Origin of the sequence: Nocardioides kribbensis (assembly GCF_015070375.1) — a bacterium.
Lineage (GTDB): Bacteria > Actinomycetota > Actinomycetes > Propionibacteriales > Nocardioidaceae > Nocardioides > Nocardioides kribbensis.
In genome coordinates this window covers 206032-226066 of record NZ_JADCLL010000005.1, presented here as the reverse complement: position 1 = coordinate 226066, position 20035 = coordinate 206032, and the positions used below count along the sequence as shown (strand labels likewise).

18 protein-coding genes are annotated in these 20035 nt (G+C 72.1%); 8 read left to right on the top strand and 10 right to left on the bottom strand.

Annotation, left to right across the window (positions count from 1 at the left end; all coding sequences use genetic code 11):
• Positions 1-64: 64 nt before the first annotated feature.
• A complete protein-coding gene (locus tag IR170_RS12295) occupies positions 65-673 on the bottom strand; it encodes a flavodoxin family protein (RefSeq protein WP_193664444.1) in 609 nt (202 codons plus the stop codon).
• Positions 674-949: 276 nt separating this feature from the next.
• On the opposite strand from IR170_RS12295, the gene IR170_RS12290 reads away from it, so the two are divergent.
• A complete protein-coding gene (locus IR170_RS12290) occupies positions 950-1462 on the top strand; it encodes a universal stress protein (RefSeq protein ID WP_193664442.1) in 513 nt (170 codons plus the stop codon).
• A gap of 119 nt (positions 1463-1581) precedes the next feature.
• Here the strand turns inward: IR170_RS12290 and IR170_RS12285 are convergent, their stop codons facing one another.
• From IR170_RS12285 to IR170_RS12265, 5 genes are all read right to left on the bottom strand, one after another.
• Positions 1582-1749 (bottom strand): hypothetical protein, encoded by a 168-nt coding sequence (locus IR170_RS12285; protein WP_193664439.1) that lies wholly within the window; start codon positions 1747-1749, stop codon positions 1582-1584.
• A 68-nt stretch (positions 1750-1817) separates the two neighbouring features.
• Positions 1818-4055: an MMPL family transporter gene (locus IR170_RS12280; protein WP_193664437.1), complete on the bottom strand. Its 2238-nt coding sequence runs from the start codon at positions 4053-4055 to the stop codon at positions 1818-1820.
• Between the two features lie 83 nt (positions 4056-4138).
• Positions 4139-4972, bottom strand: coding sequence for a TSUP family transporter (locus IR170_RS12275; RefSeq protein WP_193664434.1), 834 nt, complete (start codon positions 4970-4972; stop codon positions 4139-4141).
• 40 nt (positions 4973-5012) lie between these two features.
• Positions 5013-6458 (bottom strand): MBL fold metallo-hydrolase, encoded by a 1446-nt coding sequence (locus IR170_RS12270; protein ID WP_227489143.1) that lies wholly within the window; start codon positions 6456-6458, stop codon positions 5013-5015.
• Positions 6459-6463: 5 nt separating this feature from the next.
• Positions 6464-6769 (bottom strand): rhodanese-like domain-containing protein, encoded by a 306-nt coding sequence (locus IR170_RS12265; RefSeq protein WP_056862642.1) that lies wholly within the window; start codon positions 6767-6769, stop codon positions 6464-6466.
• Positions 6770-6909: 140 nt separating this feature from the next.
• Here IR170_RS12265 and IR170_RS12260 point away from each other — a divergent pair, with 140 nt between their 5' ends.
• From IR170_RS12260 to IR170_RS12240, 5 genes are all read left to right on the top strand, one after another.
• Positions 6910-7320, top strand: a complete 411-nt coding sequence (locus IR170_RS12260; protein ID WP_193664432.1) for a DUF302 domain-containing protein — start codon at positions 6910-6912, stop codon at positions 7318-7320.
• Positions 7320-7583 carry a metal-sensitive transcriptional regulator gene (locus IR170_RS12255; RefSeq protein ID WP_056862644.1) on the top strand — a complete coding sequence of 88 codons (264 nt, stop codon included), beginning with the start codon at positions 7320-7322 and terminating at the stop codon, positions 7581-7583. Before IR170_RS12260 ends, IR170_RS12255 begins: the two co-directional genes overlap by 1 nt.
• A 196-nt stretch (positions 7584-7779) precedes the next feature.
• A complete protein-coding gene (locus tag IR170_RS12250) occupies positions 7780-9327 on the top strand; it encodes a DUF3375 domain-containing protein (protein WP_193664430.1) in 1548 nt (515 codons plus the stop codon).
• Positions 9324-10133 carry a DUF4194 domain-containing protein gene (locus IR170_RS12245; RefSeq protein WP_193664428.1) on the top strand — a complete coding sequence of 270 codons (810 nt, stop codon included), beginning with the start codon at positions 9324-9326 and terminating at the stop codon, positions 10131-10133. Before IR170_RS12250 ends, IR170_RS12245 begins: the two co-directional genes overlap by 4 nt.
• Entirely contained in the window at positions 10130-13651 is a 3522-nt protein-coding gene (locus IR170_RS12240; RefSeq protein WP_227489142.1) for an ATP-binding protein, read from the top strand. The genes IR170_RS12245 and IR170_RS12240 overlap by 4 nt, the downstream gene beginning before the upstream one ends.
• Positions 13652-13861: 210 nt before the next feature.
• Here the strand turns inward: IR170_RS12240 and IR170_RS12235 are convergent, their stop codons facing one another.
• A complete protein-coding gene (locus IR170_RS12235; RefSeq protein ID WP_056862646.1) occupies positions 13862-14527 on the bottom strand; it encodes an AIM24 family protein in 666 nt (221 codons plus the stop codon).
• A gap of 202 nt (positions 14528-14729) precedes the next feature.
• Between IR170_RS12235 and IR170_RS12230 the strand changes: the two genes are divergently transcribed.
• Entirely contained in the window at positions 14730-15104 is a 375-nt protein-coding gene (locus IR170_RS12230; RefSeq protein ID WP_193664427.1) for a YciI family protein, read from the top strand.
• 174 nt (positions 15105-15278) lie between these two features.
• Here the strand turns inward: IR170_RS12230 and IR170_RS12225 are convergent, their stop codons facing one another.
• The 3 genes from IR170_RS12225 to IR170_RS12215 form a co-directional block, all read right to left on the bottom strand.
• Positions 15279-15818, bottom strand: coding sequence for a YaeQ family protein (locus tag IR170_RS12225; RefSeq protein WP_193664425.1), 540 nt, complete (start codon positions 15816-15818; stop codon positions 15279-15281).
• A 74-nt stretch (positions 15819-15892) separates the two neighbouring features.
• Positions 15893-16714 carry an ABC-2 transporter permease gene (locus IR170_RS12220; protein WP_193664423.1) on the bottom strand — a complete coding sequence of 274 codons (822 nt, stop codon included), beginning with the start codon at positions 16712-16714 and terminating at the stop codon, positions 15893-15895.
• A gap of 988 nt (positions 16715-17702) precedes the next feature.
• Positions 17703-17978, bottom strand: a complete 276-nt coding sequence (locus IR170_RS12215) for a hypothetical protein (protein WP_193664421.1) — start codon at positions 17976-17978, stop codon at positions 17703-17705.
• 638 nt (positions 17979-18616) lie between these two features.
• Here IR170_RS12215 and IR170_RS12210 point away from each other — a divergent pair.
• Positions 18617-19837 (top strand): LCP family protein, encoded by a 1221-nt coding sequence (locus IR170_RS12210; protein WP_319805046.1) that lies wholly within the window; start codon positions 18617-18619, stop codon positions 19835-19837.
• Positions 19838-20035: the final 198 nt, after the last annotated feature.

Genomic DNA, 20035 nt, shown 5'->3' with positions numbered 1-20035 from the left:
GGCGCCCTGGTGCCACGACTCACCGGGTCCACGGCGTCCCGGGCGCCTGTCGGTCGCGGTGCGCTCAGGCCCGCGGGGAGCGGCCACGCACGACCTGGGCCGCGCCGAGCTCGGCGCCCCACTCCTCGGCGCCCCGCTCCTCGGCGCGGTCGACCTCGCCCGCGACGAGCGGGCCCTGCAGGTCCTCGACGTAGAACGACCGCGGGGCGTCCTCGACGAGGTAGTGGTGGCGGCGCAGGATCCGCGCGGCCTTCACCGCGGCCGAGCCCGGCAGGTGCCGCACCTTGGTGACACGGGTGTCGAACGTCGCGGCGTGGTGCGCCCCGGGCGGGGGCTCGGGCACCTCGGCCAGCCACTCGCGCATGCCGCGCTCCTCGTGGTCGAGGGGCGCCCCCTGCTCGATCGCCTGCGCGCGCGAGGAGGCGCGGCTCAGCGAGAAGGCGTGGGTCGGGGCGCCGACCACCAGCACGTCGTCGTCGGGCACCGTGGGACCCACCGCGCCGGCCTCGGCCACGTCGACCACGTCGGTGCTGACACCGGCACGCTCGAGGCCGCGGGCGACGGCGTCGGCGACGAGGCGGGTGTTGCCGAACATCGACTCGTGGGCCACGAGGGCCCGGGCACCGGCCCCCCGGTCGCGGGCCTGGTCGGGTGCGGGGCCGGGCCGGTCCATCGGGTGCTCCTCGTGGGTGGGGGCTGCTGCCCCCAGGCTCGTACGTCGACCCCGCCGACGCACCGGCCGGGCGCCCCGGGCCGGCGGGCCGAAGGTCCCTGCGGCACTGCGACCCGCCGGTCCGCCGGCCCCGCTCGCGGGAAGGCGCCGCTCGGGACGGAGGTCCGCCGCGGAGGGACGTCCGTCCCTGTCGGCCCCGGCCGCCGTCGCGCAGGCTCGAAGGGCGTCGTCCCCGGCCGTCGGGGGCCCGGGCGCACGACCGAGGTGGGGAGTGCGATGGCAGGCAGCAGGCGTGCGGAGCGGGCCAGCGGGGTCGGCTCGGACGTGGGGGTGGTCGCGGCCCTGGGCCGCTGGCCCGGTGACGAGGCGGTGCTGCGCCGGGCGGTCGAGGGGGCCGTGCGGCGCGCGACCTGCGTGACGATCCTCCACGTGGACGACCGCCGTGCCTCCGGCGGGCGGGTCGGCCCCGCGAGACCGGTGCTGCCGCGCACCCACGAGGAGCACGCGCTGCTGGTGGCGGCCGAGCGCGCTGCGCGCGAGTGGCAGCCGGGGCTCGTGGTCCACACCGTGCTCTACGCGGGCTCGGTGCTCGAGGGGATCCTCCAGACCTCGCGGCGCGCCGACCTGGTGGTCGTGGGCACGAGCGGCGCGCCGGCCGACCCCGTGCGAGGCGGGCCCGCCCCGACGGCCCCGGACCCGACGGAGGGCCGCGAGCCGGTCACGGCCGCGGTGGTGGCCCGAGCCGCAGCCCCGGTCGACGTCGTGCCGACCGGGACCGCGCCGCGCTGAGCCGAACCGGGTCGCGCTGAGCCGGGCTCAGCCGAGCCGGCCCCATCTGGCCCGAGCCGAGCCGGGCCGCTGGGAGCGCTCCGGGCGTCCGGCCCGTGCAAGGGCGGGGCGCCCGGTGCTCAGCGCGTGCGGCCGAAGAGCCGCCCGAGCAGGCCGGGCCGCTCCTCACGGGGGTGGCCGGCGCACCGGTCGGCGCGTGGCACGCGGGCCATGACCTGGTCGACGTGCTGGCCGCAGCCGGCCCAGGTGGTCTTGCCGCACTGCTTGCAGGTGACTGCTCGGCACACGGTGGTGCTCCTTCGTTCGAGGTGGTGGTGGGGAGGTGCAGGTGGTGCGTGGTGTGGTCGGGAGATGGTCAGCCGTGCGAGAACGTGACGGTGGGCAGCACCCGTCGCAGCCAGGCGGGGGTCCACCAGGCGGCGCGACCGGTGAGCCGCAGCATGACCGGCAGCAGCACGAGCCGCACGAGGAAGGCGTCGAGCAGCACGGCGACGCCGAGCACGATCCCCATCTCCTTGGGCGGCAGCGGCCCGGAGAGCGCGAAGGTGAAGAAGACCGCGACCATGACGGCGCCGGCGGCGAAGATGACGCGTCCGGAGTGGGCCAGCGAGCCGACCATCGCGTCCTTCGGGTCGCCGGAGCGCTCGTAGTGCTCCTTGGCGGAGGCCAGCAGGAAGACGGTGTAGTCCATGGCGATGGCGAAGATCATCGCGAAGAAGAACACCGGCGCCCACGCGTCGAGGAAGCCCTGGCTCTCGAAGCCCAGCAGGTCGGCGCCGATGCCCTCCTGGAAGACGAGGCGGGCGACCCCGAAGGCGGCCGCGGTGGACAGCAGGCTCGCCAGGGTGCCGAGCAACGAGATGAGCGGGGCCTGCAGGGCCACGAGCAGCAGCAGGAAGCCGAGCACGAGCACGACGGCGATCACCAGCGGCGTGGACTCGTCGAGCTGGGCCTCGAGGTCGAGGTTCTCCACCGCTGCGCCTCCGACGAGCGCGCTGTCGGGCAGGGCGGCGCGCAGGCGGTCGACGGTGTCGGCGAGGGCGGGGTCGGAGGGGTCGACGGTCGGGACGGCCTGGAGGAGGACCAGCCCGCTGTCGTCGGCCGCCGGCTGGGCGGGCAGGGCGCCCGCGATCCCGGGGTCGGAGGCGAGCACGCTGCTCGCGGCCTCGGAGTCGGCTGCCGCGGTCACGACCTGGAGCGTGCCGGGCGCGCCGTCGCCGAAGGAGTCCTGGACCAGGTCGTAGCCGATGCGGGCGCTCGCGTCCTCGGGCAGGACCTTGATGGACGGCATCGCCGTCGTCAGGCCGAGGATCGGCGCGGCGAGGGCGAGCAGCACGACCAGCGCGCCGAGACCCCAGACGACGGGGCGCCTCCAGAGCCGCTCGCCCCACGCGGCGAAGGCCGCGGAGCGGTGCTCGCCGGTCCTGACCCAGGGCAGCGAGAGCGTGTTGATCGTGTGGTCGAGCGTGAACAGCACCAGCGGGAGCAGGGTGAGGGTGGCGGCCAGGACGAAGACGACCGAGAGCATGATGCCGCCGGCCATCGACCGGAACGACGGCGAGGGCACGAGCATCACCGCCGACAGCGAGACCAGGACGGTGGCGCCGGAGAGCAGCACCGCCTTGCCGGCGGTGTCCATGGTCTCCGCGACCGCCTGGCGTGCGGAGCGGCCGGCGCCCATCCGGGCGGCGCGGTAGCGCACCACGAGGAAGAGCGCGTAGTCGATGCCGAGCGCGAGGGCGAACATCATCGCGAAGTTCATCGCCCAGATGGAGACCGGGACGAGCTCGTTGATCAGCACCAGCGATCCCGCGGAGGCGACCAGCCCGGCGAGGGTCAGGATCAGGGGGAGGCCGGCGGCCACGAGGGCGCCGAAGGCGAGCACCAGGATCGCCATGGTCACCGGCCAGGAGACCATCTCGGACGTCAGCATGGCCTCGAGGTTGGCCTCGTTGAAGTCCGACCACAGCAGCGAGGAGCCGGTCGGGTTCACCTGGACCCCGTCGACGGAGAGGTCCTGGAGCTCCTCCTTGAGGTCGGTGGCCACCCGCACCATCTCGTCGGTGTCGACGCCGGCGCCGGCGAGCACGATCGCGGTCGAGCCGTCCTGGCTCAGGGTGGCGCCCGGCTGCGGGGCCACGACGTCGGCCAGACGGGGCTCGCGCTCGAGCACGGCGGTGATCCGGGCCAGGACGTCACGGCCCGCGCCCTCGGTGACGGGTCCGTCGGTGGAGTGGACGACGACCTGGATCGCGGAGGAGGCGTTGCCGCCGAAGCTCTCGCGGGCCAGCTCGCGCGCCGCGACGGACTCCGAGCCGTCGGCCTGCCAGCCGGCGCCGGAGAGGTTGTGCTCGACCTGCGGGGCGAAGGCGCCGAGGCCGACGACGAGCAGCAGCCAGACCCCGGTGACGAGGCGGGCGTGGTCGGTGACCCAGACGCCGAGGCGCCCCAGCGGCCCGGGTCGCGCCTCGGAGGCGTGACCCGCCGCGGCGGGGCCGGAGTGCCGGCCGGCGCGCTGGTCGGGTCGCCGGCCGGCCTCCTGGTCGGGCGGGGTGTCGGCGTCGCTGGCGCGGCGCGGGCTCGTGGTGCTCATGGTCGGTCCGTTCCTGGTGCGTCGGATGAGGGACTGGTCGGGTCGCGCGGAGCGCGTGGTCCTGCGGTCGCGGTGCGGCCGGGTCACAGCAGCGCGGGGAGGGCCTGGGTCGCGGTGTAGGCGGCGACGGCCAGGACGAGGGCGGTGAAGGCGGCGGAGAGTCGACGGGTGTCGACACAGTCGGCGAGTCGGGCTCCGACCACGGCGGTGAGGGCTGAGGCGGCGGTGAGGGCGAGCACGAGACCCCAGTCGGGGGCCGGGCCCACACCGGCGCGGGTGGCCAGCGCGGCGGCGCTGGTGATCGTGATGACGACCAGCGACGTGCCGGCGGCGTAGGGCAGCGGGAGGGCGAGGGCCAGCAGCAGGGCGGGCACGACGAGGAAGCCGCCGCCCACGCCGAGGAAGCCGGTCAGCCCGCCCACGAGGGTCGCGGTGAGCAGGACCTTCAGCGCGCGCGGGCAGGCGCAGGCGAAGGTGGGGGAGAAGGTGAAGATCGGGTCGTCCAGGGCGGGTCGCGCGGCGTGGGAGGGCCCGTCTCCGGGGCGGCGCACGAGGCGCACCGCCATCAGGGCACCCACGAGGAGCATGAGCGCGGCGAAGGCCGCGAGGAGGACGTCGTCGTCGACGTGGGCCGAGGCCTTGGCGCCGAGCACCGCCCCCCCGGTCGCCACGGCCCCGAAGGCGACCCCCCGCGCGAGCAGCACGTGGCCGGACCGGGCGGCCGCGACGGCCCCTGCCAGGGAGGTCGTCGCGACCACCACCAGCGAGCCGGTCGTGGCCTGGGCGGGCGACTGGCCGAGCAGGTAGACCAGCACCGGCACGGCCAGGATCGACCCCCCACCGCCCAGCGCGCCGAGGCTGAGCCCGATGAGGGCGCCGGCCAGGAGGGCCGCCAGCAGGGTCGTCTCGGGGGTCACGGGGCGCCCGGTCGGTCGGGTCGCCGCCCGGTCGGGCGGCTCATGCCGAGAGGCCGACGAGGTGCAGGCCCACCGCCTCGGCCTGGTCGAAGGTGTCGTCGATCGCGACGGGGCGCCGGCCGTGGGCGTCGAGGATCGACGCCGCCACCGAGGCGCGGTAGCCGCCGGCGCAGTGCACCCAGACCTCTCCGGGCGGCACCTCGCCGACCCGGTCGAGCAGCTCGTGCAGCGGCACGTTGACGGCGCCGGCGACGGCTGCCGCGGCGTGCTCGTCGGCGCGGCGCACGTCGAGCACCACCACGTCGCGGTGGTGACGCACCTGGGCGAGGTCGGCGAACGTGGCGGTGGCGAAGCTCGCGGGGGCACGGGTGCTCCACTGCTCCGGGCCGCCGGTGGCGTGGGCCGCGGGCCGGTCGATGCCGATGCGCACCAGCTCGCGCTGGGCGGCGGCGACGTCCGCGGCGCTCTCGCCGAGCAGGGTGAGCGGGGTGCCCCAGGGCACGAGCCAGCCGAGGTAGGTCGCGAAGCCGCCGTCGAGGCCGAAGTTGAGCGTGCCGGGGGCGTGGCCCGCGGCGAAGGCGGTGCGGTGGCGCAGGTCGACGACCCACTCGCCGGCCTCGATGCGGCGGCGCAGCTCCTCGGCGTCGGCCCGGGCGGGCGGGCTGAGGTCGGGTGCCGAGGGGCCGGCGGCGTTGGCCGGGGCCATGTGGGCGTAGTAGGCCGGCCAGGCGCCGAGACCGGCGAGCAGCTCGTCGACGTAGGACTGCTCGTCCTGGGTCAGCACGGGGTTGGTCGAGCGCTCCCGGCCGATGGTCGAGGAGGTGGCGTCGGACTGGGTCGCGGAGCAGAAGGACCCGAAGCCGTGGGTGGGGAAGACCTCGGCCTCGTCGGGCAGCAGCGCGGCCAGCCGGTGCGCGGAGGCGTGCTGGTGGCGCACCAGGTCGTGGGTGTGCTCGGGCCCGAGCAGGTCGGGGCGACCGGTCGCGCCGAAGAGCAGCGAGCCGCCGGAGAAGACCCCGACGTCCGTGCCGGTGCCGGTGCCGGTGCCGACGTCGCACAGGGCGTAGGCGAGGTGGGTGAAGGTGTGGCCGGGCGTGGCCAGCGCGGTGAGTCGCATCCGCTCGCCCACCGCGACCACCTCGCCGTCGGCGACCGGGGTGCGCGCGAAGGCGACCTCGTCGGCGCCGTTGACGACGTACGACGCTCCGGTCGCCTCCGCGAGGGCGAGGCCGCCGGTGACGTAGTCGTTGTGCAGGTGGGTCTCGAGCACGTGGGTCAGCCGCACGCCGTGGGCGTCGAGCAGGTCGAGCACCCGGTCGATGTCGCGCTGCGGGTCGACCACGAAGGCGACCTCGCCGTCGTGCACGAGGTAGCTGCGGTCGCCCAGCGTCGGGGTCTCGATCGGGACGACCGTGAGACCGGTGCCGGTCGTGGTGCCGGTCGTCGAACCGGCGGGGGAGGAGGTGGCGGGGGAGGTGGCGGTCATCGGGGTCAGCCCCTCTCGACCGGGCGGCCGGAGCGGATCCACGCGGTGGTGCCGCCGGTGACGTTGACCGCCTCGAGGCCCTGGGCGGTGAGCAGGTCGGTCATGGCCGCGCTGCGGTTGCCGCTGGCGCACACGACGTGCACCGGCCGCGAGGGGTCGAGCTCGCCCAGGCGCGAGGGCAGGTGGCCCATCGGGATGTTGCGGGCGCCGGGCACGCGGCCCTCGGCGTACTCGCCGGGCTCGCGCACGTCGACGACCACGGCGCCGCCGTCGATCGCGGCGGCGAGCTGGTCGATGTCGATCTGCCTCATGTCGGTCCTCTCCGGTGCGGGCGAAGTATCCCCGTGGGGGGTTCCTGTCGTCGACGTTAGCATAACCCCCCGGGGGGATATAGCATCGACCGTGAGAGCACCTCACGAGCACGATCGACAGCACGAGGAAGGCCCCGCTGATGAGCGACTACACGATCCGCGTCACGACCCACCGCCCCTACGCCGAGGCGGTGGCCGCGGTGAGGGAGCAGCTCGCCGAGGTCGGCTTCGGGGTGCTCGCCGAGATCGACCTCGCGGCCACGCTCGAGGCCAAGCTCGACGTCGACGTCGCGCCGCAGGTGATCCTCGGCGCGTGCCGCCCGCAGCTGGCGCACCAGGCGCTTCAGGCCGAGCCCTCGATCGCCGCGCTGCTGCCGTGCAACGTCGTCGTACGCTCCGTCGACGACACCACCACCGTGGTCGAGGCCTTCGACCCGGCCGTCATGACGTCGTTCGTGGGGGAGCCCAGCGACGCCCTGCGCGCGGTGTCGGAGGACGCCCGCACCCGCTTGACCACCGCGCTGACCGCGCTCGAGGACGGAGCACACTGATGGACCTGCAGCCCGACGACATCAAGGCGATCATCACGCGCATGAAGCGCGCCAACGGCCACCTGGCCAGCGTCATCCGGATGATGGAGGAGGGGTCGTCCTGCGAGGACGTCCTCACCCAGCTCGCCGCGGTCAACAAGGCCCTCTCGCGCGCCGGCTACGCCATCGTCGCCACCGGCCTGCAGCAGTGCCTCGCCGACGGCGAGGGGCTCGACGGGGTCGACACCAAGAAGATGGAGAAGCTCTTCCTCGCCCTCGCCTGAGGACGACGCGCGGGGCGTCATGCGATCGGTGGATGCGCATGCACACCTCGTACGACGTCCCGCCCCGCACCCGGGGGCACACAGCGCCCGCGGCCGGTGCGACCCCCTCGATCCCCGGGTCGTCGGCGCCCTCTGGGATGCTTGCTCGTCGCGGCGCGAGCCGCGACGGGCGACAGGCGGCAGTGAGAGGGCAGGGATGAGCGAGATCGCGGGGGAGCTCGCGCGCGTGCGCGGCGCGTTCTCCCAGCCGACCCTCACGCTGCTCCACCAGCGTCAGGCGCCGGTGGTGATCACGATCTTCCGCGCCGCCTTCGGCCGCGACAACAAGCCGATCCCCACCGGGCGGCTGCACACGCAGGTCGAGGAGCACCTCGCCGCGATCCGGCACGCCGACGAGGGCGAGGTGCCGGTCGGGGAGGGGCGCGAGATCTGCCAGCGGTGGATGCGCGGACGCTGGCTGGTGCGCTCCCTCGACGAGGGCGGGCGCGAGGTCTACACGCTGACCTCCCACGCCCAGCAGGCCCTCGAGCTGGTCAAGAACCTCGCACGTGACCGCGCCACCCTCAGCGAGCACCGCATCGCCACCCTGCTCGGCACCGTGCGCCGCTTCAACGCCGAGGCCAACCCCGACCGCGCCTCGCGGGTGGAGCTGCTCGACGCCGAGATCGCCCGGCTCCAGGCCGAGCGCGACCGTCTCGTCGACGGCGCCGAGCTGGTCGGCGTGAGCGAGGACTACATGCAGGAGGGCTTCACCGAGCTGCTCTCGCTGGTCTCCGCGCTGCCCAGCGACTTCGCGCGCGTCGAGGAGCGCTTCGCCACCATCCGCAGCGAGATCCTGGCCGCCTTCCGCGCCGAGGACCGCCCGGCCGGCGAGGTCATCGACGACTACCTCGCCCGCGCCGACGCCCTGATGACCGCCACCCACGAGGGCCGCGCCTTCGAGGGCGCCTTCGCGCTGCTGCGCGACGAGGAGCTGGTCGGCCGGCTGCGCGACGACCTCACCGCGCTGCTCGAGCACCCCGTCGCCGACGGCGTGCTCGGCGACGCCGACCGCGCCGAGCTGCGCGGCACGGTGCGCCTGGTGCGCGAGGGCCTCGACCGCGTGCTGGCCCAGCGCGCCCGGGTGACGGCCACGCTGCGCGACTACATCGTCTCCCGCGACGTCGAGCGCGACCGCGAGCTGGAGCAGACGCTGCGCCAGGTCGAGTCGGAGCTGGCCACCTGGATGGCCACCACCGGGCCCCGCGCCACCCTCGAGCTGGCCCTGCTGCCCAGCCGGGCCGGCGTCGAGCACCTGCGCGAGCGCTTCTACGACCCCGCCGACGACGTCCTGCCCGACCGCATCGCCACCGCCGGCCCCGACGAGGCGCCGGCGGTCTCCCTCGACGCGCTGCGCGCCCAGGGCGGCCCCCAGCTCGGGTCGCTGCGCGAGCGCCTCGACCTCGCCCTGGCCTCCACCCACCCGCCCGACTCCCTGGGCGCGCTCTTCGCCGGCCTCGAGCCCTCGCTGCGCCGCCCGGTCGAGATCCTCGGGCTGCTCCACCTCGCCGCCGACCACGGCTGGGAGGCCGAGCAGGAGCTGGAGACCTACGCCGCCGTGCGCGCCGACGGCTCCACCCGCACCTTCACCGCCCCCCGCACCCCGCTGCGCGGCTCCCCGCCGAGCGCCGAGGCCGGCACCGCAGGCACGGCCGGCGCCGAGACCCCCGACCCGCAGCACCGACCCGAGAGCGAGGCCCGATGACCGACGTCGACACCGCCGACCTGCGCCGCGACCCCGACCTCGCGCCCGAGCCCGCCCACGACTCCGGCATTGCGTCCGGTCACGACTCCGACGGCGACCTGGCCGCCCACCTCGACGTGCGGGTCCCCGACGGGGGGTCGGTCTCGCTCTTCGAGGGCGACGAGGGCGGCCTGGAGCTGGCCCAGCGCCACGTGCTGGTCACGCTGCTCAAGCAGCGCTTCGTCAGCGCCCGCACCCACCCGCGCGACTGGCGGGTGCTGGTGGAGCACGAGCGGGTGCTGCGCTCGCGGCTCAACGACCTCTTCCTCGAGCTGGCGGTCGACCGCGAGCGCGAGGTCGCCTGGAAGCGGCAGGCGACCTCCGAGACGGGCGCCCGCTTCCCGACGCTGCTCTACGACGCCGCCTGGTCGCGCGAGGAGACCATCGTGCTGGTGCACCTGCGCGACCGGTTGCGTGCCGGCCTGGCCGCGGGCGACGCGCGCGTCTACGTCGACCGCGACGACCTGGTCGCCCACGTCGCGACCTTCCGTCCCGCCCACGTGACCGACGAGGCCGCGGAGGAGAAGCGGGCCCGCAACGCGGTGCTGGCCGTCGCGCGCACCGGCCTGCTGATCCCCACCGCGGCCGAGGAGCGCTTCGAGGTCAGCGAGGCCGTCGAGGCGCTGCTGCCGCTCGAGCTGCTCCAAGAGCTGCTGGAGGCGCTGCGGCGCGCCAACGGCTCCGACGTACCGGCTGCGCCGGAGGCGCCGGTCGACCTCTTCGGCGAGGTCGCGCCCGAGCACGACGCGAGCGAGGAGCAGGCATGAGCGTGCACGAGAGCGACCGGCTCGACGGCCCGGTCCCCGACGAGCCCACCGACGAGATGGCCGACGAGACCGGCGAGGGCCTCTTCGACCGCGGCGTCGTGGCGACGCCCAAGGACGACACCATGCAGTGGCGCGCCAGCCTGCTGCAGCTGGTCAACTGGGGCGGCTTCTCGGGGCTGACCACGATCCCGCTGCGCGGCGACGCCACGATGATCTCGGGGGCCTCGGGCGTGGGCAAGAGCACCGTGCTCGACGCCTACACCGCGCTGATGATGCCCTCCGACGCGAAGTTCAACGGCGCCTCCAACGACGCCGTGGCCGGTCGCGCGCGCGGCGCGGGTCAGCGCAACCTGCTGTCCTACCTGCGCGGCGCCGTCGACGTCGTCGACGACCCCCGCACGGGCCGGCCGGTGGAGCGGCTGCTGCGCGGCCAGGGCGGCGACACGTGGGGTGCGGTGGCGATGACCTTCGTCAACGACCGCGGCGGGCGCTTCACGGTGCTGCGCACCTACTACGTGCCGAGGCGTGCCACCCGCTCCGCCGACGTGCAGATGCAGCTGGTCACCCACGACTCCGGGCTGGAGCTGACCAGCCTCGAGGTCGCGGTGCCCGAGCGCTTCCACGCCACGACGCTGAAGAAGCTCTTCCCCGGCATCCGGGTGCACCGCACCTACGCGGAGTTCTCCGCCGTGCTCCACGCCCGCCTCGGCATCGGCGCCAACGGCGACGGCGCCAAGGCGCTGCGCCTGCTGGCGCGCATCCAGGCCGGCAACCAGGTGCGCAGCGTCGACGAGCTCTACAAGGACATGGTGCTCGAGCGGCCCGCCACCTACGCCGCCGCCGACCGCGCCATCGAGCACTTCGACGACCTCGAGGCCGCCTACACCGCCATGCGCACCGAGGAGGCCAAGCTCGAGCTGCTCGGCCCCATCACCGGGCTGGAGGAGCGCCGCCGCGGCGCCACCCGACGCCTCGCCGAGCTCGACTCCTACGGCGTGACCCGCTCCGGCGACACCCCGCTGCGCCGCTGGCTGCTCCAGACCCACCTGCGCCTGATCGAGACCGCCACCGACGCCAACCGCCGCGACCGCACCACCACCGCCGGGGAGCTGGCCGCCGCGGCGCGCGACGAGCGCCGCCTGGTCGCCGACCTCGACGCCGCCCGCGAGGCCCACCAGGACGCCGGCGGCTCCGCGCTGGAGTCGATCGCCCTCGGCCTGGAGCAGGAGCAGTCCGTACGCCAGGAGCGCCAGGCCCGCCGCGACGCCCTGGAGGAGCGGCTGCTGCCGCTGCTCGCCGCGGCCGACTCCGAGGCCCGCGACCTCGAGGCGTCGCTGCGGTCGGCGGAGTCCTTCAGCGTGCTCCAGCTCCACGCCCGCCAGTGGCTCTCGGGCTGGGAGCGTCACCAGCAGCAGACCCGCCGCGAGCGCGACGCCGCCCGCGACCGGCGCTACCCGCTGAGCAAGCGGCAGTCGGACCTGCGCGCCGAGCGCGCCTCGCTGGAGAGCCGTGCCGGTCGCGTGCCGGCCCCGCTGCACGAGCTGCGCGCCGAGGTCGCCCGCGCCAGCGGGCTGAGCCCCGAGGAGCTGCCCTTCGTGGCCGAGCTGCTCGACGTCGCGCCCGACGAGGCGCGCTGGCGCACCGCGGTCGAGACCGTGCTGGGCGCCAGCGCCCGGGTGCTGCTGGTGCCCCTCGACCGGCTCCAGCACTTCTCCTCGGCCATCGACGGGCTGCGCCTGCGCGGGCGGCTGAGCTTCGAGGGCGCCCCGCTCGACCTGCCCGACCTCGGCCCCGCCGACCCCGAGCGGGTCGCGGGCAAGCTGGTCTTCCGCTCCTCGCCCTTCTCCGGGTGGGTGCAGGCCCACGTCTCCGAGCCCTCGCGCAACGCGCTGTGCGTCGAGGACGCCGCCGACCTCGCCGGCCCCGGCCTGCGGGTGACCCTGGCCGGGCAGACCCGCAGCGGTCGCCGCGGCAGCCACGGGCGCTCGGAGGCCCGCAGCATCATCGGCTTCTCCAACGACGAGGCCGTGGCCGAGGTCGACGCCGAGCTCGCCGCGGTGGAGCGCGACCTCGGCGCGCTCGACGCCGAGCTGGTCGAGCTCGACCGGCGCAGCAGCAAGCTGGAGCTGCAGCGCTCGTCGTACGACGCCGTGGTGACCGCCCGCTTCGCCGACCTCGACGTCGAGGGCAGCCAGGAGCGCATCGACGACCTGGAGCGCCGGCGCGCGGAGATCCTCGGCGCCGACGACCAGCTGCGCGCCACCGAGTCGCAGGTCGAGGCGCTGGCCGCGCGGCTGGAGGACACGCGCCGGCGGCGCTTCGCCCTCGAGCAGCGCCAGCGCACCCTCGAGGAGGTGCACGGGCGCCTCGTCGACGACGAGGACCTGGTCAAGGACCGCCTCGAGACCATCCTGGCCTCCGGCGCGGTCGACCTCACCGAGGCCCAGTCGGGCGCCCTGGCCGCCGACTTCGCCGCGGCCGCCGCCCCGGCCGACCCCGAGGCCCTCGACCGCTTCGCCGAGACCTCCCAGCGCCTGGCCGAGCGGCTGCGCGCGGCCGTGGCCGACACCGAGACCGAGATCGCGCGGGTCGAGGACGAGCTGAGCGCGGTCTTCCGGCTCTACGTCGCGCGCTGGGAGTCGCCCAACCTCGGCACGTCGGTGGCCTCCTACCCCGACTTCGCCCGCATCCTCGCCGACATCCGCGGCACCGGGCTGGCCGAGCGCCGCACCGAGTGGCGCCGCCGGCTCACCGAGTGGAGCGGGCAGGACCTCGTGCCCCTGGTCGGGGCGATGGCAGCCTCGATCGAGGACATCGAGGACCGCCTCGAGCCGATCAACGCGATCCTGCGGCGCCTGGAGTTCGGCGGGGCCGGCGACCGGCTGCGCATCCGGCTGCGCCGACTCAGCCCCGCCCACGTGCAGGTCTTCCTCAAGGACCTCCGCGCGCTCTCGGCCGCCTCCCCGGCCCGGCTGGAGGAAGCCGACCTCGAGCGCCGCTTCACCGACCTGAGCCGCTTCATGGACCAGCTGCGCCTGCCCGCGCAGTCGGGGGAGCGCGCCGGCGAGCCGACCGACCGCGACCGGCTGCTCGACGTGCGCCGACACGTCGAGGTCAGCGCTGAGCGCTACGACTCCGCCACCGGCGAGCTGCGCGCGACCTACCGCACGCTGGGGGAGAAGAGCGGCGGGGAGAGCCAGGAGCTGGTGGCCTTCATCGTCGGCTCGGCGCTGCGCTTCCGCCTCGGCGACGAGATGCGCTCGCGGCCCCGCTTCGCCCCGGTCTTCCTCGACGAGGGCTTCGTCAAGGCTGACTCCGACTTCGCCGGCCGCGCCGTGCGGGCCTGGAAGGGCCTGGGCTTCCAGCTCGTCGTCGGTGTGCCGCTCGACAAGGTCACCGGCCTGGAGCCGCACATGGACGAGCTGCTGGCCATCACCAAGAGCCCCGAGACCCACCAGTCGTGGATCACCCCGATCACCACCGAGGCGAGGTCGGCCGGGGTCGGGGCGGGGGCCTGACGCCGGCTCGACGCACGGGCGAGGGCTGCCTAGGCTGCTGCCCTCGCCTCACCCCTGGGGCGGACGGGCTACGGCAGGTCTCGATCCTGTGTGGCGACCGTGATCCGTGAACAGTGGTCCGACCACATCGGCAGGGGTTGCCCGGCGGGCCCGGTCGGTGACCGGGCCCGCCGAGCTCCGACGGCTGCGTTCCGCTGTCGTGGCCCGGTCTCAGTGGGTGTGCGGCGCGACCGTGCGGCCCTCGCTGGCCTGCACGACGACGAAGCCCTGGCCGCTGAAGGCCAGCTGGAAGGCCTCCCCGGAGCCGCGGCCGATGAGGGCGCCGGCGCCCGCGGTGCGGCGTACGGAGGTGCTGAGCGAGGACGACCACGCCACCGCCGACTGGATGTCGGCGAAGGTCGGGGCGTCGACGTTGAGCACGACGGGCTCGCCGTGGGTGCTGATGGCGACGGTGCCGGTGCCGGTGAAGGTGGTGTTGAAGACGCCGCCGGCCATCATCGAGGCGCCCTCGACACGCTTGATGTCCCAGGTCAGCGAGCTGTCGAAGGCCAGCACGTTGCTGCCGTTGACGGTGAGCGAGTCGTTGTCGAGGGTGACCAGGTGGATCTCGGAGGCGTCGTCGGCGAAGAAGACGTCGCCGCGGCCGGTGACCTTCATCAGCGGCATGCCCTCACCGGTGATGGCCTTCTTGAGGAACTTCCCCATGCCGCCCGCGCCCTGGTAGGCGAAGTCGACCTGCCCCTGGTAGGCCACCATCGCGCCCTGTCGCGCCATCACCTCGCCGTCGAGGGCCACCTTGAGCATCCGGGGGTTCTGCAGCGTGAAGCGCTCCGCGCTCTCGGACTCGAGGTTGGTGCCGAACAGGTTGCTGCGCATGGGGGCTCCTTCGTGTCGTGGGGTGTCGCTCGCAGGCTACGGGCCGCCGGCGCGGGGCGGGGCGACTCACGACGGATCGCTGCGACGACGTGCCACGACGTGGCACGAGGTCGTGGCGCCGGCGCCGTGCAGGTGTGAGGCTCGCAGGACCGAGGCCGCTCCCGCCCCGGCCGCGACCGGTGCCGTCAGAGAGGAACGACAGATGCCGCACTACCTCATCTTCTTCAATCAGCAGTGGGTCGGCGACCACGACGAGGCGTGGTACCAGACCCGCGTCGAGCCCTCGACCGCCGTCGTCCGCGACATGAGGGAGCAGGGCGTCCTCGTCTTCGCCGGCGGACTCGAGGAGGACCTCGCGCAGGCCGCAAGCGCCGACGCCACCAGCGGCACCCCGGTCGTGACCGACGGACCGTTCACCACCACCGAGGAGTGGCTGGGCGGCATGACCATCATCGACGTCCCCGACGACGAGACCGCCCGCCGGTGGGCCGGCAGGGTCGCCGAGGGCTGCGGCTGGCCCCAGGAGGTACGCCGCTTCACGGGCGGCTCGATGCGCGGCGCCGCGCCGGGGGAGTGAGGCCGTCACTGGCTCGCAGGAGTCGCCCCGCATCGACGAGCACCCCGGTCGGCCGACGGACTTGGGCGAGGCGTCGCCCGCTCGGAACGTGCACCCGGGCTGCGTCGTCAGCGGCGCATTGACGCGCGTTCGAGGTCGTGCGTCAGCATCATCAGCAACGGGCCGTCGCTCCCGCTAACTGATCGGGTGGTCGTGCACGGCCGAGGAGAGGTGGACGCCGTTCAGCTCCAGGTAGAGCTGCCGCTCCGTGACGGTGAGCGTCATCGTGTTGCGGCGCTCCATCGTGTCCACCGCTGCATCGATGAACCCGGGGTCGAAGTTGTGCAGCACGATCTCGCCGGCGCGGTGGATCCTCGCCCCGGCCCACTGCGCGAGCACCTTGGCCGGATCGCGGTGCGTGTAGATCGTCGTGCGCTCGGCAGCCTTGCTGCCCGTGTGAAGCCGCGCGGCATCCGGTGCGCCGACCTCGATCCAAGCGAGCAGCTTCCCGCTCAGGTCCCGGACCAGCACTGCCGGGGCGTCGGTCGCCGAGATGCCCTCGCTGAATGCAATGCCCTCTTCGTGCTCGAGACAGTAGGCGAGCACGCGCGTCACGAGGTACGCCTCGGTCTCTGACGGGTGCCGCGCCGCGCGCAGCGTGAACTCCTCGTAGACGCCGCGATCCGTGTCGGCCAACTCGACTTGAAACGTGTGCATCGTCGCGCCGGCCGCCATGGGGCTCAGCCTAGTCCGGGAACGGGCACCTCTCGCGCCGCCCGCAGGGCCTGGGACACCGCCCCCTCGACGGGCTACTTCACCTCTGACCGCCGCAGCGTCACCAGCCCGATGACGAGAGGCAGCACGATCCACAGCGCTGTGGTCGAGGCCAGCATCGCCCACTCCTCGGCCGTGTCCGTGGCGCCCTCGAAGAGCTGCACCTGCGTGTAGTTCCAGTCGATCCACGGCTGCAGGTCGAGGAACCACTCCCGCACCAGTCCGAGCAGTTCGAGCACCCCGGGCATGACGAGGGAGACCACGAAGTAGCCGACGATCGCCGCGGCGGAGGCTCGCAGGACGACGCCGAGGGTGAAGCCGATGGCCATGCCGACCAGGTTGCCCAGCACGATCTGGGGTGCGGCGGCGAGCGAGACGTCCCAGACGGTGTCGACGCCGGCGAGGGCTGAGCCGGCCAGGTTGCCGACGGCGCCCACGGCGAAGGCGAGCGCCATCGAGACCAGCCCGACCACGAGGGTCGCGAGCGCCTTGGCGCCGATGACCCGTGAGCGGTGGGGCACGAGGGTGAAGGTGGTGAGCCCGCTGCGCTGGCTCCACTCGCTGGTCACCGACAGGATCGCGATCATCGGCAGGATCACCGACATGGGCAGGCCGATCGCGGTCGCGAAGCTGTCGTAGGTGACGGCGTCGTCGGGGGCGAGGACGATGACCGCCCCGGTGGCGAGCACCGCCAGGACGCCGATGCCGACCAGCAGCCAGAAGCCAGAGCGGGTGTCGAACATCTTGCGCAGCTCGATCACCACGAGCCGCCTGGTCGGGACCGGGCGCGTAGTCCTGCGGCCCAGCACGGCCCCCGGGGCGGGCGTGGTGGTCGGGGTGACGGTCGTGGCGCTCATGCCGCGACTCCTTCGCGTTGGGTGGCGGCGGTGAGGGAGAGGAACATGTCCGCGCATGGCGTGACGCGTTGATCGAGTCGCCGGTGAGTTCGCCGCCCCTGGAAGAAGTGCTCCGCCTCTCCCGTCGCTCCACACGGCACCGCAACCTTCTGGCATGCGGCGCCCTACTTGCTGCAGCGGTCGTCTCCGGTTCAGCTTATCAACTGACGTCCGGGGTTCCCGGTCAAGGCCAAGTAGCTTCCTCGGGCGAAGAAAAGGTGCAGGCCGATGTGATCAGCGGAGTCGCTGTGGAACCCGGACTTGTTTTCGACAAAAGCGGAGTAACCGTTACGCGAGCGCACTGGGATGGCTCTACTGGGCGCCTCGAGTTCGTTAGCTCCGCGAGCTACAGTTCGGCGTGTGGCGCCATAGCCACGTCGAGTAGCACCGCTAACGTCGTAAGAATTGTGGTCGTGGCGCGCAGTAAAGGAGGCTTGTGCACTGCGGACGCGTCACGGGTGACGGTCCGTATTGGTCCCCTGGACTCGCGGCCAAAACGCGTCGAAGTTCTAGAGAATGGTTCGACCGCTGAATATGTGGTCGACACCCGATAGGAACAGAGGCTGCAGGTCTCCAGGCCCTTGCTGACGGCTTGGCGCCGTCGGGTGAGCATCGTTTTCCATGACCTTGGGGTGCTCGTGCGAAGCAACGGCCTGGGGTCTTGGGGAGGAGTTGCGCTCGGCCTTGACGGGGCTGCAACGCGGCTGTGTCCGCCATGCGTGGGCCTCGGGACTCCTAGAGAGTCGGCGTCCGGCGCGGCGATCACGAAAGAATGTGGACCGCGAATTGGTCGACCAGATCGTCTGTAGGTTTTGCAGGAGGGCAAGCGCCTGGATTCGGGACTGCTCTGTCGGGCATACCAACTACAGACGGATACAATCTGCGGCAATTGCGCCGTGCCCCGTCCCGCATCGGCGGGACGGGGCACGGTGTTCAACGAACCGGGTTATCACGTGTAGAAGCGGTCGGAGAGCTTCATGTCGCTTTCGTAGTGAAGTTCGATTCGCCAGCCGTACTCGTCCTCGGGGATGGACAGATTGACGGTGCAGGCGCGCTTTCCATCGCCAGCCGTCGGGTCGGTGACGTCGGCCCGAATTGACCCATCGGGTCGACGAAGATAAACGTATGCATCAACGGAGGCGTTCAGTCCGTTATTGACACAGATTTGGTCGGTCTCGTCGATGTATTTTCCGACGACCGCGCCGTTTCGCAGGGTGATGGTCATGTCGTTCGCGGAGGCCGCCGGCATGTTGCCGACGATTACGGCTCCGGTCATTGCCAGAGCGGCGGGGGCAATGAGGGCTTTGCGCAGATGCTCGTTTCGTTAAGTTCTCTTCGTGGATGGGGTGTTGCGATGCGCCTGCGACGTTTGCCTAACAATTCAATTGGACGTGGCGAATGGCTCGTTGAGGCGTATCGCAAATGCGAGTGATATCCACTTGCACGTCGAAATTTTCACCCACGAGACCTACGTCACCAATAGTCACACCCAGCCATTGACATCGGACCAACGCGCTGGGTCAGGCCGTGTTGTACGTGGGCGGGAGGACCGCACTTCGTACTGTGAGGTAGCGATGCCGCTGCTTCGGGCGGGGCGGTCTGGTTTGACCGCGTCCGTCGGCACCGGAATGGAAGCGATTAGGTTGGGCTCCGCCATGACCTGCGGCGTCAGCAACCTGAGGTCGCCGACGCAACTCACAGCGTCTTTGCACAGTCCCGAGCCGGACCGGGCTGCTGCGCACCACCCTGCAAACCTTAAGTGCACCTACTCGACGGGCCAGCGCAGGTTAGACTCGTCCTCCAGCTACAGGCGCAGGACCGACCGGCGTCTTGCAACCTCCGGGGGCAGTTTCATGAGTGCCAGTGACTGAGCGGCGCGCCACAAGACGGCAACGTGACGATGCTTCAGCGGAACTCGGCGACCGACCTTCGGCGATTGGTGCCGGCGACCCTCGGGTGGGGACGCGTCGCGCGCGGATCAAGACGCGGCACACCGTCGCCAAAGTCATTGGAACGACTCTGCTGGTGCTCGGTATGGTCAGTGCCCTTGGCGCTGCGTGGCTGTATCGCGAATTGAACAGTTCGTTCACGCGAGAAGATGTCGACGGTCAACTGACCAACCGGCCTGAAAAGATAGAAGTCGAAGCGCCGCAGGAGCCCCTCAACATTTTAGTTCTCGGCGACGACACTCGCTCCGGCGACAACGCCATCGACAATGAAACCGGCGGGGGATCGGACACTACAATCCTCATGCACCTCTCGGGTGACCGCGAGAGTGCATACGGCATCAGCATCCCCCGCGACTCTCTTGTGGATCGGCCGTCGTGTACTTCGGAAAGTGGATCCACGATTCCAGGTGAGCTAGATGCAATGTGGAATGCTGCATACTCTGTTGGGGGTGCCGCCTGCACTATCCAGCAATTTGAGCAACTGACGGAAATTCGAATCGACAATTATGTAGTTGTTGACTTCGCCGGCTTCTCGGCCATGGTCGACGCCATCGGGGGCGTCGACGTCTGCATCCCGGAAGACATTTCCGACCCTGAGCATGGCATTCAGATTTCGGCGGGCACTCGCAGTCTTACCGGTCAGGAGGCACTTAATTACGTGCGAGTCCGCAATATTGGCGACGGTTCAGACATATCGCGTATCAAGAGGCAGCAGGCCTTCATTGCGGCCATGGCGCAACGCGTGGTCTCCAGCGACACTCTTACCAAGCCGACTCGGGTCATCTCATTCCTGAAGGCAGCGTTGGCGTCATTGACGACCGACTTCGGATCTCTTCGTCAACTAGGACAGTTGGGGTACAGCTTCAACTCCATCGGCCTGGATAACGTAAAATTTGTTACGGTGCCATTCGAATACTCTACTGCGGAGCCTGGTAGAGTCGAATGGCTACCCCAAGCTCAGAATCTATGGGAGACCGTTCGCCGTGACCAGCCCTTGAGTAAGGGAGTTGCAACCGGCGCGATCTCGGCTGACAATGTGCCCGGTCTCAATGATGGTCAGGGTGATCGCAGTGGGCGAGGCGCATCGAGCAACGCCAGTGACGATGAACTTGCATCTGCGGGTCTGTGTACTTAGTTAGGGCGGTCAACCCCAATTCGTCGTTGATGTACCTCCAACGAATCTGACTGGTCTCAGCGCTTGCGGCCAAGGCGGCGTCCCCGGTGGTTTTTATCAGGTAATAGCCTGGCCAGCGGCCCGCGTGTGGCACGGAGAGCCAGTTGCTAGGTCTTCGGGAGAGATGAAGGGCCCGGGGTCTTCATCGGTGCTTAGGCC